Here is a 15540-nt window from a genome sequence, read left to right on the forward strand (position 1 = left end):
GGCGGGGTTGGGGTTGTCGGCGGTAATGTTTCTGATAGCTGCCGCGTGCCCCGTCCCTGAATTAACAGCGTATAAGGCATTCCCACTTCCCAGGGCGAGGGCCATCAACGCATTTCCATCTTTTTCTGTCCGGGCATTGATCGCGTGACCCACGCCGTTAGTTTCCACCAGCAGCGCATTTCCAGCATTCGTAGGGTTCTGAATGCGGAAATAGCCCACCCCCTGGGCTCCACCTGTAGTTGTGGCCCCCAGTGCGTAGCCGCCATTTCCCTGATGTTCCACCCGGAGCACGTCCCCACTGCTATTGTCGCTGTTACTGAAATATGCAGCCCGCCCTGAGTTGCTTCCTGTATAAACCGAAAGGGCATCAGACGGATTTTCGGGGTTACCATTCGAGAAGAGTCCAACCGGACCCGTACCATCGTTTTCGGCAGAAATGGTTGCGCCACTACCGTCTTGTGTGGCATAAATGGTCATTTCTCCACTGTTGCTTTCCGCTATCAGCGCCGCGCCTTGACCATTGGGGTGATCATACGTAAAATGGCCGGCAGCCCCTTGGCCATTGGTGTGCGCACGGAGTGCCGGTACCGTTGCGGCACTGTTGTTGATTTCGAAATTGCCCGCGGTGCCGTCACCTTCATTGGTAAGGGAAAACAAGGTGTTGGGCAGGTTTTCCGCCGCCGAAAAGGGCAGTTCGAATCCGGTATTCGCCAAGGCTTCGGGCACCCACTGCGAGCCATCGAACCGAAGAACATCGTTATTGGCAGGCGCTGCATCCACGATGGGCACGCCCTGAAGCTTCGTCACTACGGGATGGGGATAGGTGCCCGAGAGATCGCCGCCAGCTTGTCCAGTAAGGATTCCGTCGGCACCTGCTGGTCCCTCTGGTCCTTGTGGTCCGGCAGGCCCGGCAGGCCCGGCGATCCCTTGTTGTCCCTGCTCACCTTTCTCGCCTTTCTCCCCTTGGTCGCCCTTTGGCCCTGCCGGTCCCATGGGTCCCTGTGGTCCCTGTGGTCCCACCGCCCCTGCGGGTCCCTGCGGACCGGTAGGCCCTGGTTCGCCTTTTTCTCCCTGCTCACCCTTTTCGCCTTGTTCCCCCTTTTCGCCTTTCGGGCCCGGAGGGCCGTTCGGATCACCTTTGTCACCCTTCTCACCCTTAGGCCCGGCGGGGCCCTGCGGTCCAGTCTCTCCCGTGTCGCCTTTGTCTCCCTTCGGCCCTTGTGGTCCGGTTTGCCCGGACGCACTAGACGCTGCATACAGCGCAAATGGTACGCTCATCAGCTGGGTGGTGCCCAGATCGGCAAACATTCCGCCATCAACAGCCACTTCAATCTTTAAATACTGATTCGCGTCCTGCCAAGGAATCTCGGCAAATGCCCCTTGTTTGGCCTGTCCCCTGCCGATTTGCAGCGTGAATAAACCCAGCTTATTGGTCGTGAGTTCGTGTTCTTCGCGGTACTGCACTTCACCCGCTGCCGACTCGCCGATGACGGATAACCGTACACGGATGTTCTTTTCTGCCAGTACGGTACCATCCGTATTGCGCGCAACCGCTTGGTAGTTGATGCCATCGAGGCCTGATTGAGCGGATGCACCGAACCACAGGGCTAGTAGCCAAAGGGTGACGAGTAATCGTTTTGTTTTCATAATCATGATACAGCTATTTTATTTATGATGTAATTCAATTAGTTGTTGAGGTTAAAACTCAGGGTAGCTTTAAATTCATTGCGCACGGTATACCGCCTAGCCATCGGCATGGTATAGCTCATGTCCAATTGGAAGTCACTGACGCGGATGCCAAAGCCAGTCGAAAGGTGTTGCCTGTTGCCTTTATCCGGCGCTTCATGGTAATAGCCTGCGCGGAGAAAAAACTGACGGTAATAGCTGAACTCGAAGCCCCCGGCGATTGTAAATTCAGAAAGCTCCTCGCCAAATCCCCCCGGCGCGTCAAACAGCGATGTAAACAGGGCATCGGTCACACTTCTGTTCGGGTCTTTGCCTAGCGCTATTTCGGTCGTGGGCTGTCCATTTTCATCCAACCTATATATCGGCGAAGTAGGAACCATGAGTTTGTTGACGTCGAGCAGCAGGGTTAACCGGTTATTTGGGTCGTTGTACAGCGCATACCCCGTTCCTAAGCGCAAATTCATGGGTAGGAAGCTCTCCTTAGAATTGGAATAGGAAATTTTGGTGCCGACATTGCTCAAGTTGATTCCCCATGCGAAGCGCTTGCCGAATTGGCGCGACCGGAATAGTTCGCGTTCGGAGTAGACACTCACGTCCACCGCAAATGCACTGGCCGGAGCCATTTCCAGCCCATTGTAAAAACCGGCACCCAGTGCACTGTGGATGTACCGCGCCGTAAGGGCCATGGCGAAATGTTCGCCCATCTTGCGGGCATAGCTCATGTCGAGTGCAAACTCCGCGGGGCTATACCGCTGCAACAGGTTGCCCGCCTCGTCGCGGAAGGAAGCTTCGCCGAGATCCAGGTACTTGATTGACATGCCTATAGCCTCCCTGTCATTTAAACGATGGTAAGCGGTCACATAACTCAAGTGCTCATCGTCTACCAATTGACGCATCCAAGGCGTATACGACAGGCTAATGCCCATGCGATCGGCGAAAGCGAGCTTCGCAGCGTTCGTGTACGTGGCGTTCGCATCGGCCTCCAGACCTGTACCCGCTTCCCCCACACCGGCGTTCCGGGCATCGGGGCTGAGTAAAAGGAAAGATGCTCCTGTAGTTATCGCACGGCTGTTTTGTGCCGACACAGGCATTACTGCCAAAAGTAACCCAGCGAGCAAGCCCGGGAGTACGCCGGTGATCATGTTCGATTCCATGGTGTTGAATGTTACTGGATGATTAATTTTTCGGTGTATTTTCTCAGTGAGTCGACGGATAGCACCACATAGTACAGACCCGAAGCGTACCGTTCAAGGGGTACGCGGTATTCAATCATACCGGCGGCTACGTTGCGATCTTCACTATATACAATCTGGCCTGCATTGTTCACCAACATGAACCTTACGTTGCCTGGTGCCAATAAATTGAACCGGATGGTGGTATAGCTCGATGCCGGATTCGGGAAGACAATGAAGTCTGTTAAGTACGGCAGCTGTGGTGTGTGCATGCTGACCGTTACTTCCGGTTGCTGGAATCCTTGGGTGAGTAATAACGGAGACTTCAAGAGCGACGCGACTACCGCTTCACCGATGGTATACTGAAAAATGGTTTGGCCAACCTGCATGCTAATGCCGGTGCTGCCTACCACTTGCCTTTCTAAAATGAGTTCTTGAGCACTGAGGGGTGCGGAAGAGACCCGAAGCAGGACTACCCATAGAAGTCCAATGAGGTAGCGGTAGTTGCGGTTGGGAAATGCCAAAATTGTCGTCATAATGAAAATTTTCCTGTTCGAGGGTCAAAACTAATGGCGGGTGCCATACCATCCGTATATCACTTTACCGATGAAGTTCCGGGATTTATAGAAGGCGGTTTTCAATTGATAAAGGTAGCAGCACGGCCGTTCGCAACACGCCTGTTACAAACGACAAAATCAGTCCACCGATTGAAAAGGGTTAAAAACACAGTTTTTAGGGCTTGTTTTTAGATAAACGGCTACCAATAACCACCGCAGCAACTAACTATAGCTATATTTGGATGTACACATTCGTCCCTAACACACACTTAGCGTAACGTTAAGGAGGGAACCAGTTAATAATCTAAAAAGAGGAGGATTTAATGAGGCAATTTTACAGATTACTACATCGGATTATCATAGACAATACCGATTGGTATCCTACCTAAATGGCATTAGAAGCTTTCCGAAGTGACGGGAATCACTACCCCCGATTGCCACCATTTGTTTTTCGTTCACATTTAACCAAATAATGAACTAATGAAAATTCAACTTACTAAATTAGGATTGGTCTTTGTGTTGTCGCCGATTTTTGGCGTCGGGCACCTAGAAGCAAAATCACCGAATGGGTATTCGGTACTGCACGACCGTGATGTTGCCAACAAACACGTTGGAGTTTTTGTGTCAGTTAAAACGCCTCCTCCGGGAAATAATGAAAATTTACTAACAGCCGGTAAATCTCTTCAGCGAGTTATCAGTGGCACGGTTAAAGGCGATGCCGGATTTCCTCTCGCGGGTGTAACGGTGGTTATCAAAGGCACTGGCACGGGTACCCAAACTGATGCAGAAGGACACTATAGCCTCGCGTTACCCGAGGAGGGTGCTATATTGGTCTTTTCTTCAACGGGATACAGTACACAAGAGGTTGAGGTAGGTCAACGTACCGCCATTGACATCACGTTAAGGTCCGATATCCAGGACCTTGATGAGGTAGTTGTCATTGGTTATGGTACCGCAAAGCGGAAAGACCTCACGGGAGCAGTCTCTTCCGTCCAGGCAGAGAAGTTGGAGACCCAAGCACCTCGATCTGTACAAGATTTATTGCGTGCAAATGCCGCGGGCATGATTATTGGGCAAGGTAATACCGCAAAGGGCGATGCTTCGTTACTTATCCGCGGAAAAGGAACCTTGAAAGCGGGAAGTAGTCCATTGCACGTTGTAGACGGTGTCATATTCGACGGCGCATTATCCGACTTGAACCCCAACGACATCCAATCTATCGATATTCTGAAAGATGCCAGTGCATCGGCCGTTTACGGGGCGAAAGCCGCGAATGGCGTCGTGTTGATTACCACCAAAAAGGGACAGGTTGGAAAGCCCCGGATCTCGTTCAATGGCAATATAGGCTTTGTCGAAAATGCAAACATGCCGCGCGTCATGACGGGTGAGGAATTCCTCGCCTATCGGTATGATTATGAAATGGGCCGGCGTACTGACCAGTATCATGACCAGTATCCAGAAATGTTTGTCGACCCACGTAAATTAAGCCAAGTCGATCAACTGACTTGGTATAACTACGACCAAAATGACCCCGTGTCTTCCGTAACGGAAGAACAGCTCATCCGTAGTTGGTTATCGCGGCTTGAATTGAAGACACCTGAAATCGACAATTACATGATTAATCGGATTACCGATTGGCAAGACCTTGTTTTCCAACAGGGTGTTCAGCAAGATTATTCGGTTAGTATCTCTAACAAAACAGACAATGTCAATTATTACTGGTCAATAAATCACGTCGACCGTGAAGGCATCATTGTAGGAAATCGATTTAAAAACTTGCGGTCTAGGCTGAATCTGGAATCGACAATCACATCTTTCCTGCGCGTAGGGGCCCATGCTAACTTTGCTACACGCAATGAAGGTTTCTTGCAAGCAAATTGGGGCCAATCGGCTGTTATTTCACCCTATGGCTCAAATAACATTGGTGATCCCGAAAGCCCCTATCAGCGCCTGCCAACCGGCGATGTCACACCGCAGAACCCGTTTTTTGATAATTTATATCGAGACCGGGTTGACCGGTATAATACCCTGAATGCTTCCTTGTACGGTATCGTGAACTTGCCCTTCGGTATCGAATTCCAAACCAACTTCACACCGTCGTATGTATGGCGCGAGTACTACAACCACGAATCATCACAAAACCCCGAGTGGGCCAACCGTGGTGGGAGCTCCGAGCGTACTTTCGAGAAAACATATAACTGGCAAATCGACAACGTGTTGCGGTGGAATAAACAGTTTGATGCCCACAATTTCGAAGTGACGCTATTGCAGAATGCGGAGAAGGGTCAATATTGGCGTACCAAAGCCACGACCTCGAATTATAGCCCCAGCGATATTCTTGGATGGCACCGCCTGCAAGCGGGCTCCGTACCGCTCAATGAAAGTAATGATACCTATAGAACGGGCGACGCCCTGATGGGGCGGTTGTTTTATTCGTTACATGACCGCTACATGCTTACCGCTTCCGTGCGTCGCGATGGGTATTCAGCCTTTGGTGCACAAAATCCGCGGGCAACATTTCCGGCATTGGCCCTCGCTTGGAATTTCTCGGATGAAAAGTTTATGGCGAATACATCAAGCTGGCTCGATTATGGTAAACTCCGTTTGTCATGGGGCCGGAACGGTAACCGTGACATCGGCCAGTATGAAGCGTTATCGGATATGACCTCCGGGCTGCACCCCTATATTGACCAAAACGGTAATATATACCTCTATTCTCAGCTGTATGTCAACCGCATGGCCAATCTGGGCCTGAAATGGGAAAACAAATCCTCTTATAACCTCGGGTTAGATTTCTCATTGTTCAATAATAAGCTAGGTGGTGCGTTAGATTTTTACACTTCTACTACCATGGATTTGCTGGTTGACCGGGCACTTCCGGAAATTATCGGGTTCAATAGCGTGGCGGCCAATCTAGGGGAGTTAGAGAATAAAGGCTTTGAAGTTGCCCTGAACAGTCGGATCATCGAACGCGAGAAATTCAACTGGAACGCATCGGCCATCTTTATGCTCAACCGACGGGAGATCAAACACCTGTATGGCGATATGGTAGACATCTTGGATGACAATGGCAATGTCATCGGACAACGCGAAGCCGACGATATTAAAAACCGGTGGTTCATTGGCCAGGATCCCGATAGGATATGGTCTTATGAGCGAATTGGCGTGTGGCAGGTAGGGGAGGAAGAAGAAGCCGAGCCTTACGGATTGCAACCAGGGGACTTCAAATACAAAGATCAAAACGGTGACGGCGTGATGACCGACGAGGATCGCATTTTCCAACAATGGACAACACCCCGGTTCCGGTGGTCGCTCCGAAATGACTTCCGTTATGGTAATTTTGATTTTTCCTTTTTTGTGTATTCCAATTGGGGGCATTATGATACTTATAACCGGGCCGCAAACAACGCAAATTTTGCCGACCGGGCTACCGATTATGAACAGCCCAGATGGACGCCGGATAACCCGATTAATGACTATGGTCGCATCGGTTCAAAAAATATCGGTTCCAACTATGTTGCACGGTCGTTTATTCGGTTAGATAACGTGTCGCTGTCCTATGCCGTGCCAAACACGTTCCTGCAGCGGTTCAATATCCAGAACCTGCGGATATCGGCCACCGTACGTAACGTGGCGGTTTGGGCGCCTGACTGGACGTTTGGTGATCCGGAATCGTATGACAATGCAGACCTTGGCGGGATGCCTACCCCGCGGACGTACAACATGAGTATCAATTTTTCGCTCTAACTTCAAAACATAAGAAGATGAATAATAAAAAGATATATTCAAAGGCTGTTTTGGCGCTCGCTACTCTGGCCTTTACTGCTGTAAGCTGTAACGAAGATTGGCTTCAACCCAAGCCGTTGTCATTTTACGAACCTGGAGTAGCCTTGTCCAATGCGGAAGGGATGTATTCGGCACTTACCACGTTAGAACGCAATATGCGGCACGAATACTTTGGTGATGGAGCGCCCATATTGACGGAGATTATCCAGTCGGAAGTGGCCGTTGAGGGAACCACCGACAAAGCAGGGCCGCAAATGGACATGGATGTTGCCCTTTTGCCAGACGCACAGTTAAATAATGTAAATAATACACGGGTGGGTTGGTATTGGTATGAGGGCTATAAAGGTGTTAAATATGCCAATACCGTTATTTCGCGGATCGACAATGCCGAATTCGGTAGTGAAGAAGAACGCAATGCAGTATTGGGCTCTGCCTATTTCCACCGGGCATACCGCTATTATAAACTTACGCATCAATTCGGTGATGTGCCCTATCTGGACTGGGAAATCGAAGCACCAAAGTATGATTTCTACTCATACGATCGGTGGGGTATCTTGGAACGGATGCGCAAGGATTTGGAATTTGCCTATCAATGGGTGCCGGAAGTCGTAGACCGTGGACGTACATCAAAGGCTGCCTGTGGCGTATTGCTGATGAAAGTTTGCATGGTGCTGGGCGACTTTGATCGCGCTATCCAAGTGGGGCAGGAAATCGTGGCCAAGCATCCACTGATGCGGGACCGTTTTACGCCAAACCAAAGTAAACCGAATACGAACTTGATGTTTGACTTGCACAGCGTCGAAGCAAAACTGGATATGTCCAACACCGAAGGCTTGATGTATGTGGTGGCTTATCCCGAAGAGGAAGGTTCAGATCGTATCCAAATCATGCGAAACGCTGTGCCCTTCTGGAACAGCGGAAGCATCAAAACACCCGACGGACAGGGTGGTACAAGCATTGCACCCGCTCCCGGAGAGACGGATCCCGAAATGGATCTGAATAAAACCTATGGCCGCGGCATTGGGCGGTTGCGTTCTACGTCTTATTTCACCAGCTATATCTGGCGGGCAGATAAAGAAGCCAACGATATGAGAGGTATTTACAATCGCGATAGCTGGAAGCGTATGGAAGATTTAAGGTATAATGCGCCAAGTTTGAAAACTAGTGGGAGTGCATGGTATGGCGAACATTTTGAAAAGCCGGCAAGCATGAGTGTGGAAGATACCATCAGAACATGGTACCCCTGGCCTCACTTCAAAACGTTCGTGCCTGATCCATTGCAAACGACGTGGGCCGGTGGTGAAACGCCGTGGTATATTTATCGGTCGGCCGAGGTCTACTTGTTGATTGCCGAATGTTATTATTGGAAAGACCAACCTGGGCTGGCGGCGGAAGCATTGAATGAAGTACGAACCCGTGCAGGTGCAGCGCCGCTCAGCGCGGGCGACATTAATATCGGTGAAATACTCGATGAACGCGCGCGCGAATTGTATTATGAGGAAAACCGCCACGTTGAGTTAGTGCGAATCTCGTACATCTACGCTAGAACGGGTAAACCCTGCGAAATATTTGGTGGTCGCACCTATAGCCTGCAGAACTTAAGCGGACCGGGAGGAACAGGTGCCAATGTCAAACAAGAGGGCATTAATTTCTGGTATGACCGGGTGGTAGCGAGGAGCAACTTTTATAACAAAGGCGTTAAACACAAGTGGGCCGAATATAAAATCAGCGTACACCACATCCTGTGGCCCGTACCTGCAAATGCCATCAATACGAACATTAAGGGCGTGATCAATCAAAATATTGGCTATCCGGGTGCAGAGCGCAATGTTGAGCCACTACAGGTGCCCGAAGAAGGTACCGTTTTAGGACCGCAGGCCGGAAGCTAGTGATGTACTTATAAATATCATGCGGACGACCCCCTTTTAGGAGTCGTCCGCTTAAAAAGTCACAGCTTTATCAATTCGAAAAAATAATTGTATAATAAAAAACAAATGCTGATATTTGCAAACCCTTTGCAAAAAGGCGTTTAATAATATATAACAGCATACCATCATGTCAAGAGTTTGTGATTTAACAGGAAAAGGGGCGATGAATGGGTACAACGTTTCCAATTCAAATGCGAAGACGAAACGCAAGTTTTACCCTAACCTGCAGACCAAGCGGTTCTTCATTCCGGAAGAAAACCGTTGGATTACCCTGAAAGTATCCACCTCGGCGATAAAGACCATCAACAAAAACGGCATCACGGCCGTGATCAACAAGTTTATCAAGAAGGGGTACGTCTAAAGAACTATCCGTACCGGCTGGGCGGATTATAATACAACGAAGCAATGGCAAAAAAAGGAAATAGGGTACAGGTCATTCTGGAATGTACCGAGCACAAAGAAAGCGGTCAACCGGGGATGTCGCGTTACATCACCACGAAGAACAAGAAAAATACCACCGAGCGGCTTGAGTTGAAAAAATTCAACCCGGTGTTGCGCCGTGTTACCGTTCACAAAGAGATTAAATAAATCCGCAGTTGCTTTCAAGCAGCAATTTGCATAAAGAAAACAGAAATGGCAAAGAAAGCAGTAGCATCACTCAAAACGGGCAAGGGCAAAGATTACACCAAGGTTATTACCGCTGTTAGATCCCCGAAAACTGGTGCATATACCTTCAAGGAACTGATTGCGCACAACGACCACATCAAGGACGCCGTAGAGGCAGCCAAGGAAGCCGTTGAAGAAACAGCTGCAGAGTAATTCTGTAACGACCAATATTGCGAAAAGCCGTTTCGGGAAACTACAGGAAGGGCTTTTTTGCTATGTTTGCAATTAGTGGGCTTTTTTAAGCGGGCTCGGCAATAACAAACTATGGGACTATTTGATTTTTTCAAGAAGAAGCAGGAAACTCCTGAAGCCCAGGAAGCCCTTGATAAGGGCCTAGAGAAAACTAAAGAAGGTTTTCTGTCTAAGATCACCAAGGCGGTCGTGGGTAAGTCTACCGTAGACGACGATGTGCTCGACGAACTGGAAGAAGTGCTCGTTACCTCGGACGTGGGCGTCACCACGACCCTTAAGATCATTGAGCGCATCGAAGCCCGCGTAGCGCGCGACAAGTATATCAATACGTCCGAGCTCAATGCCCTCCTGCGCGATGAGATACAAGCCCTACTTGCCGAAAACAACAGTGCCGATTTCGAACATTTCGAATATGGCGAACATAAACCCTATGTCATCATGGTCGTGGGTGTCAACGGGGTGGGTAAAACCACCACCATCGGTAAATTGGCCCACCAACTCAAGCAGGCTGGCAATAGCGTGGTATTGGGTGCCGCCGATACGTTCCGTGCGGCTGCCGTAGACCAGATCAAGCTGTGGGGCGAGCGCGTGGGTGTCCGCGTAGTGGCCCAGGCCATGGGTTCAGACCCGGCCTCCGTAGCGTTCGATACGGTCAAATCCGCCGTAGCCAATGGCGACGATGTGGCGATCATCGATACGGCGGGTAGGCTACATAACAAAGTAGCGCTCATGAACGAGCTCACCAAAATCAAACAGGTGATGCAAAAGATTGTGCCCGGCGCCCCGCACGAAATCCTGCTGGTGCTCGATGCCTCCACGGGCCAGAACGCCATTGAGCAGTGCAAACAGTTCACCCAAGCCACCGACGTCAATGCCCTGGCCCTTACCAAACTTGATGGAACTGCCAAAGGGGGCGTGGTGATCGGTATCTCCGACCAGTTCAAAATCCCGGTGAAGTACATTGGGGTCGGCGAAAAAATGGACGACCTGCAACTGTTCAACAAAAAGGAGTTTGTCGATTCCCTGTTCAAATGAACATAACATTATCATGAAGACGAAACCGACCAAGGTGGCAGAAAGCCCCCCAAGGCCCCGTGTAAACGTGGTGACCTTGGGATGCTCCAAGAATATACACGACAGTGAGGTGCTGATGGGCCAGCTGCGGGGCAACGATATGTCCGTGGTACACGAGTCGGCCGATGTGCGGACAGACGATATCGTGGTTATCAATACTTGTGGGTTCATCGATAATGCCAAGCAAGAATCCATCGATACCATCCTGCAATACAGTGCGCTCAAGGACGAGGGTAAGGTTGGCAAGGTCATCGTTACCGGATGCCTGTCCGAACGCTACAAGCCCGAACTGCAAAATGAAATCCCCAACGTAGACGCCTATTTCGGCACGCACGACCTTCAAGACTTACTGGGTGCTGTGGGTGCCGACTATAAGCATGAGCTGGTGGGCGAGCGGTTGCTGACCACGCCGTCGCACTTTGCCTATTTCAAGATTGCCGAGGGCTGTAACCGCCCTTGTTCTTTCTGTGCCATTCCGCTCATGCGGGGAAAGCATGTCTCCAAACCCATGGAAGCGTTGGTGAAGGAAGCGCAACTGCTGGCCAAAAATGGCACCAAAGAACTCATCCTCATCGCGCAAGACCTCACCTATTATGGGCTCGACCTCTACGGAAAGCGTAACCTTGCCGATTTATTACGTAGGCTATCGGATGTGGATGGCATCGAGTGGATAAGGTTGCAATATGCCTACCCTTCGGGTTTCCCGATGGATATCCTCGATGCGATGGATGAACGCGATAATATCTGCAATTACCTCGATATGCCCCTCCAGCACATCAGCGATCCCATGCTCAAATCCATGCGGCGGGGCATCACCAAGCAGAAAACCATCGATTTGGTCAATGCTATACGCGACCGTGTGCCGGGTATTGCCCTGCGCACTACCCTCATCTGTGGTTACCCCGGTGAAACCGAGCGGGATTTCGAGGAACTCCAGCAATGGGTGGCCGATACGCGGTTCGACCGCCTCGGCTGCTTTACCTATTCGCACGAGGAGAAAACCCATGCACACAACCTGGTAGACGACGTGACCGAAGAAACAAAGGCCGACCGTGTGGAACAGATCATGGGCATCCAACAGGGTATTTCTTTCGATATCAACCAGCGGAAAGTAGGCCATACGTACGATGTATTGATAGACAAAGTGGAAGGCGATTATTTCATCGGCCGCACCGAATACGATTCGCCGGAGGTGGATAATGAGGTGCTTATCCCCGTGGAACAAAGCTACCTCACCTTGGGGCATTTCGCCAAGGTGCATATAAACCGGGCCGAAGATTTCGATCTGTATGGAACGATTGTCAAATAATCGTTATCCGTCGCGGTTTTTGCTTGCAACACCTATCTTTGTTTGCTGATGAAGGCCACCTATATAGATTATAAAGATACCAACAGCTTTTCCAACACATTGCTGGCATATTTAAGCGACCATCCGTCGTTGGCACCCTTCGCGGGCAATAGGCCGACACTCGATGGGTTTGCCCGGCAGTTGGAGGCCAAAGCCGGCAAAACCGACCGCACGGAATTGGTGCGGGTGTTGCGGCGCCAATACGGTAGTAACCTAGCGGAACAGTCGGCCGTGGCGGCCCACATCAACGCGTTGGCAGATGAACGCACCTTTACCGTCACCACCGGCCACCAACTCAATATTTTTACCGGTCCGCTGTATTTCATCTTTAAGATTGCCAGCACGATACGGCTCGCAAAAGACCTCAAAGAGGCCTTCCCCGACTATAACTTCGTGCCTGTATATTGGATGGCTACCGAAGACCACGATTTCGCGGAAATCAACCATACGCGCCTGCACGGCAAGAAAATTGTGTGGGACACGGCGGCGGGTGGCGCCACGGGGCGAATGAAGACAGCCGGGATGGACGATACGGTACATGAATACCAGCGTACCTTGGGCCTGTCAGACAATTCGTCAAAACTAGCGGCACTTGTTCGAAAGGCGTACCTGCAACACAGCAACTTGGCGGATGCTACACGGAGTCTCGTGGATGGCCTGTTTGGTGCCCACGGCCTCGTCGTCATCGATGCCGATGAGGTGTCGCTCAAGCAACGCTTCGCGCCGTTCATCGAACAGGATATCCTGGGGGGGCATAGCCACGACGCCATTGAAGAAACGTCGGCTGCCCTGCAAGCGGCTGGCTTTGCCAGTCAGGTGCACGCCCGTGAAATCAACTTTTTCTACCTCACCGATACCTTCCGTGAGCGTATCGTGAAGCTGGGCGACGGCCGGTTTGAAGTACTCAACCAAGGGCTTTATTTTTCCGAAGACGAACTCAGGGCCGAAATACACAGCCACCCCGAGCGCTTCAGTCCGAATGTGGTGATGCGCCCACTGTACCAAGAGGTTGTCCTGCCCAACTTGGCCTACATTGGCGGTGGCGCCGAAATTGCCTACTGGCTGCAGCTGAAATCGGTTTTCGGGCATTATGGCATCGACTTCCCCATCCTCGTGCCCCGCAACTCAGCGATGATTACGGACGACAACATGTCTGTGAAGGTGCTCCGGCTCAACCTCACCTTCCGGAGTATTTTCAAAGATACCGACGAGCTCAAAAAAGAATATGTGCGCCGCCATACCAAACACCGACTTACCCTCAACGACGAATGGATGGAACTCAACGCCATCTTCAGTAAGCTGCGGCTCCGGGCCCATAAAATAGATCCGAGTTTGGGCCCCAGTACCGACGCGGTGAAGGCTCGGTTGAAAAAGGCCATCAACAACCTTGAGAAGAAACTGCTCAAAGCCGATAAGCGCAACCACGAAGATGCGCTGATCCAGATCGACCGTATCAAGGAAAAGCTTTTTCCCGGCGGCGTATTGCAGGAACGTTCGGAAAACATGGGCCCACTGTATGTGCGTTATGGCGACCGCCTGATCGAAGAGCTTATCCAGCACTTCAGCCCGTTGGATTTCAAGTTTACCATTATCTACTGAACCGGCTTTATCCGTTCGCTTACCAGCGTTTGGGTCGTGGTGTCACGGCCGGTTAGTTCGAAGTATTGGATGTTGGGGCTGAGCATGCTTCCCCCATCGATCCGTACAAAAATACGCGTTAAGCATGCCTCGCGGTCGTTGATGGTGGTATAAACGTGATAGGTTTTGCTTTTCTCGCAATAGGTCAGCCGTAGCGGATGGTCTTTATAGGCGGCCAGGCGTAACTCGTAGGCACCGTTGCCAAGCGCTTTGTGCGTGATGCCGTACGCCATGGTGCGCTGCAGAAAGTTCAATTCCTTGCGTGCACCACCCTCGGCATAGCGGATCCAATAAACATGCACGGGTTCGTCGGCATCGACCACGCCATCAACGGTGTTGAGTTGGTAGATCACCGTATTGGCATCCGGGTCGCGCTGCAGATAGAACAATTGGTGGGGTTCATCCGGTACCGGCAGGCTGTCTACCACGGCTTTTTTGGCTGATTCGCGCTCTTGCGCAGCCAAGGTAAACCCCGAAAAAAGGAGCAGAATATATAGGCTGCTTCTCGCGCCCCCGCGGGGACATAGGTCATACGGATGTAACAGCGGATATCCCAGCATAAGCGGCCTCCTTTTTCCAAACTTAGGAAAAATACTCCTCATATGCAATATATTCCGTTGCTAAGAGTTTGCCTACTTTCCGCCACCGTTAAAGGATTCAGCGCAGTTGCGTTTACTTTGATGACAAGAAACGAAGTTTTTATTTAGGCACATCGGTGCCGTTATCGTTTAACGTTGTTCTTTTCCGCTAAAAGTAACCCAAACCGACCGAAGGGAGCTCATGAAGACCGCTGAAACAAACATGCGCGGTGAATAAATCAAGGCTTGCCTGCTCCGTTGCATCCCGTTGCCGCATGCGCCGCGGCGGACCGAAGCCACCCCTGCACACCGGCCCCTCCCATCGTTCGTCGGTTCGCTACCGGGCATGCCCGGCGGCCGGTTGCTGCCTCCGCAGGCTAGGCCGATGCGTTCAGCTATTATCTTCGGATGGCCTCGCCCCGCCGCGGTGGCCATTGTGCAGGCTCACCGTGGGTGATGATCGAGGTGCGATGATGGGATAGGATACGGATGACTGGATATGGGACGATGGGTATAACGGTAGGGCTCCATGGAAGTTCCGTTAGCGATGGTAGTAACGTCCGTCCGGAGGTAAGACCGGCCTTGGCGCAGTTGGACGTGCAGGCCGTGATGGGGCGGTGCAGCAACGTGGGGGTAAGTACAAACGAGCGGGACCCAGCCCTAGGGCCGGCCAACAGCGCAGGCGGCCTAGGGTTCGCGTCTTCGCACCGGCGCGCAGCCGGAAACGACAACTGCGGCACAGCCGGAGCACCTTGGTTACTTGGGTGCGTCCAAGTAACATGCCGGGACGGCATAGAGGCCGGAAAGCCTTGCGGGCAAAGGCAAAAAAGCATCCCGCGCAGCGAGCCATACTAAATAAAACCTTCGTTTCCTACATACGGCCGCTCTGTAAACGACTATACGGGGCGAGGAAAC

General features: G+C 51.2%; 13 protein-coding genes and 1 pseudogene. 9 read left to right on the plus strand and 5 right to left on the minus strand.

The features are described from left to right. The 3 genes and pseudogenes from ACO1NT_RS15955 to ACO1NT_RS15965 all read right to left on the minus strand — a co-directional run. Positions 1–1647 (minus strand): annotated as a pseudogene (locus tag ACO1NT_RS15955) (hypothetical protein); the annotation flags it as partial. A 38-nt stretch (positions 1648–1685) separates the two neighbouring features. Continuing rightward, positions 1686–2840 (minus strand): type IX secretion system outer membrane channel protein PorV, encoded by a 1155-nt coding sequence (gene porV / locus ACO1NT_RS15960; RefSeq protein WP_449049733.1) that lies wholly within the window; start codon positions 2838–2840, stop codon positions 1686–1688. Positions 2841–2851: 11 nt separating this feature from the next. Continuing rightward, the gene (locus ACO1NT_RS15965; protein ID WP_449049734.1) at positions 2852–3394 is read right to left on the minus strand and encodes a T9SS type A sorting domain-containing protein; all 543 of its coding nucleotides are present in this window, start codon (positions 3392–3394) and stop codon (positions 2852–2854) included. Positions 3395–3895: 501 nt separating this feature from the next. Here ACO1NT_RS15965 and ACO1NT_RS15970 point away from each other — a divergent pair. The 8 genes from ACO1NT_RS15970 (at position 3896) to bshC (ending at position 14008) form a co-directional block, all read left to right on the plus strand. Next, positions 3896–7162, plus strand: a complete 3267-nt coding sequence (locus ACO1NT_RS15970) for a SusC/RagA family TonB-linked outer membrane protein (protein ID WP_449049735.1) — start codon at positions 3896–3898, stop codon at positions 7160–7162. 17 nt (positions 7163–7179) lie between these two features. After that, positions 7180–9090: a RagB/SusD family nutrient uptake outer membrane protein gene (locus ACO1NT_RS15975; RefSeq protein WP_449049736.1), complete on the plus strand. Its 1911-nt coding sequence runs from the start codon at positions 7180–7182 to the stop codon at positions 9088–9090. A gap of 166 nt (positions 9091–9256) precedes the next feature. Then, a complete protein-coding gene (gene rpmB, locus ACO1NT_RS15980) occupies positions 9257–9490 on the plus strand; it encodes a 50S ribosomal protein L28 (protein ID WP_188507788.1) in 234 nt (77 codons plus the stop codon). A 44-nt stretch (positions 9491–9534) separates the two neighbouring features. Continuing rightward, entirely contained in the window at positions 9535–9717 is a 183-nt protein-coding gene (gene rpmG, locus ACO1NT_RS15985) for a 50S ribosomal protein L33 (protein WP_257658623.1), read from the plus strand. 45 nt (positions 9718–9762) lie between these two features. Then, positions 9763–9948 (plus strand): DUF4295 domain-containing protein, encoded by a 186-nt coding sequence (locus ACO1NT_RS15990; protein ID WP_449049737.1) that lies wholly within the window; start codon positions 9763–9765, stop codon positions 9946–9948. A gap of 111 nt (positions 9949–10059) precedes the next feature. Then, entirely contained in the window at positions 10060–11022 is a 963-nt protein-coding gene (gene ftsY, locus ACO1NT_RS15995; protein ID WP_449049738.1) for a signal recognition particle-docking protein FtsY, read from the plus strand. A 13-nt stretch (positions 11023–11035) separates the two neighbouring features. Continuing rightward, entirely contained in the window at positions 11036–12370 is a 1335-nt protein-coding gene (rimO, locus tag ACO1NT_RS16000) for a 30S ribosomal protein S12 methylthiotransferase RimO (protein ID WP_449049739.1), read from the plus strand. A gap of 48 nt (positions 12371–12418) precedes the next feature. Beyond that, on the plus strand, positions 12419–14008 hold the full coding sequence (gene bshC / locus ACO1NT_RS16005) for a bacillithiol biosynthesis cysteine-adding enzyme BshC (RefSeq protein WP_449049740.1): 1590 nt from the start codon (positions 12419–12421) through the stop codon (positions 14006–14008). On the opposite strand, the gene ACO1NT_RS16010 is transcribed toward bshC, so the two are convergent. Then, positions 14002–14649: a DUF4833 domain-containing protein gene (locus ACO1NT_RS16010; protein ID WP_449049741.1), complete on the minus strand. Its 648-nt coding sequence runs from the start codon at positions 14647–14649 to the stop codon at positions 14002–14004. The two genes, bshC and ACO1NT_RS16010, sit on opposite strands and share 7 nt — an antisense overlap. Positions 14650–14775: 126 nt before the next feature. After that, positions 14776–15060 carry a hypothetical protein gene (locus tag ACO1NT_RS16015; RefSeq protein WP_449049742.1) on the minus strand — a complete coding sequence of 95 codons (285 nt, stop codon included), beginning with the start codon at positions 15058–15060 and terminating at the stop codon, positions 14776–14778. A 72-nt stretch (positions 15061–15132) separates the two neighbouring features. On the opposite strand from ACO1NT_RS16015, the gene ACO1NT_RS16020 reads away from it, so the two are divergent. After that, positions 15133–15480 (plus strand): hypothetical protein, encoded by a 348-nt coding sequence (locus ACO1NT_RS16020; RefSeq protein WP_449049743.1) that lies wholly within the window; start codon positions 15133–15135, stop codon positions 15478–15480. Positions 15481–15540: the final 60 nt, after the last annotated feature.

This window comes from Parapedobacter sp., from assembly GCF_053550995.1.

What these genes read in the sequence shown, in the direction of transcription:
- porV (WP_449049733.1), bottom strand. Translation starts at nt 2,840, where the DNA reads ATGGAATCGAACATGATCACCGGCGTACTCCCGGGCTTGCTCGCTGGG.
- ACO1NT_RS15965 (WP_449049734.1), bottom strand. Translation starts at nt 3,394, where the DNA reads ATGACGACAATTTTGGCATTTCCCAACCGCAACTACCGCTACCTCATT.
- ACO1NT_RS15970 (WP_449049735.1), top strand. Translation starts at nt 3,896, where the DNA reads ATGAAAATTCAACTTACTAAATTAGGATTGGTCTTTGTGTTGTCGCCG.
- ACO1NT_RS15975 (WP_449049736.1), top strand. Translation starts at nt 7,180, where the DNA reads ATGAATAATAAAAAGATATATTCAAAGGCTGTTTTGGCGCTCGCTACT.
- rpmB (WP_188507788.1), top strand. Translation starts at nt 9,257, where the DNA reads ATGTCAAGAGTTTGTGATTTAACAGGAAAAGGGGCGATGAATGGGTAC.
- rpmG (WP_257658623.1), top strand. Translation starts at nt 9,535, where the DNA reads ATGGCAAAAAAAGGAAATAGGGTACAGGTCATTCTGGAATGTACCGAG.
- ACO1NT_RS15990 (WP_449049737.1), top strand. Translation starts at nt 9,763, where the DNA reads ATGGCAAAGAAAGCAGTAGCATCACTCAAAACGGGCAAGGGCAAAGAT.
- ftsY (WP_449049738.1), top strand. Translation starts at nt 10,060, where the DNA reads ATGGGACTATTTGATTTTTTCAAGAAGAAGCAGGAAACTCCTGAAGCC.
- rimO (WP_449049739.1), top strand. Translation starts at nt 11,036, where the DNA reads ATGAAGACGAAACCGACCAAGGTGGCAGAAAGCCCCCCAAGGCCCCGT.
- bshC (WP_449049740.1), top strand. Translation starts at nt 12,419, where the DNA reads ATGAAGGCCACCTATATAGATTATAAAGATACCAACAGCTTTTCCAAC.
- ACO1NT_RS16010 (WP_449049741.1), bottom strand. Translation starts at nt 14,649, where the DNA reads ATGAGGAGTATTTTTCCTAAGTTTGGAAAAAGGAGGCCGCTTATGCTG.
- ACO1NT_RS16015 (WP_449049742.1), bottom strand. Translation starts at nt 15,060, where the DNA reads ATGGCCACCGCGGCGGGGCGAGGCCATCCGAAGATAATAGCTGAACGC.
- ACO1NT_RS16020 (WP_449049743.1), top strand. Translation starts at nt 15,133, where the DNA reads ATGGGTATAACGGTAGGGCTCCATGGAAGTTCCGTTAGCGATGGTAGT.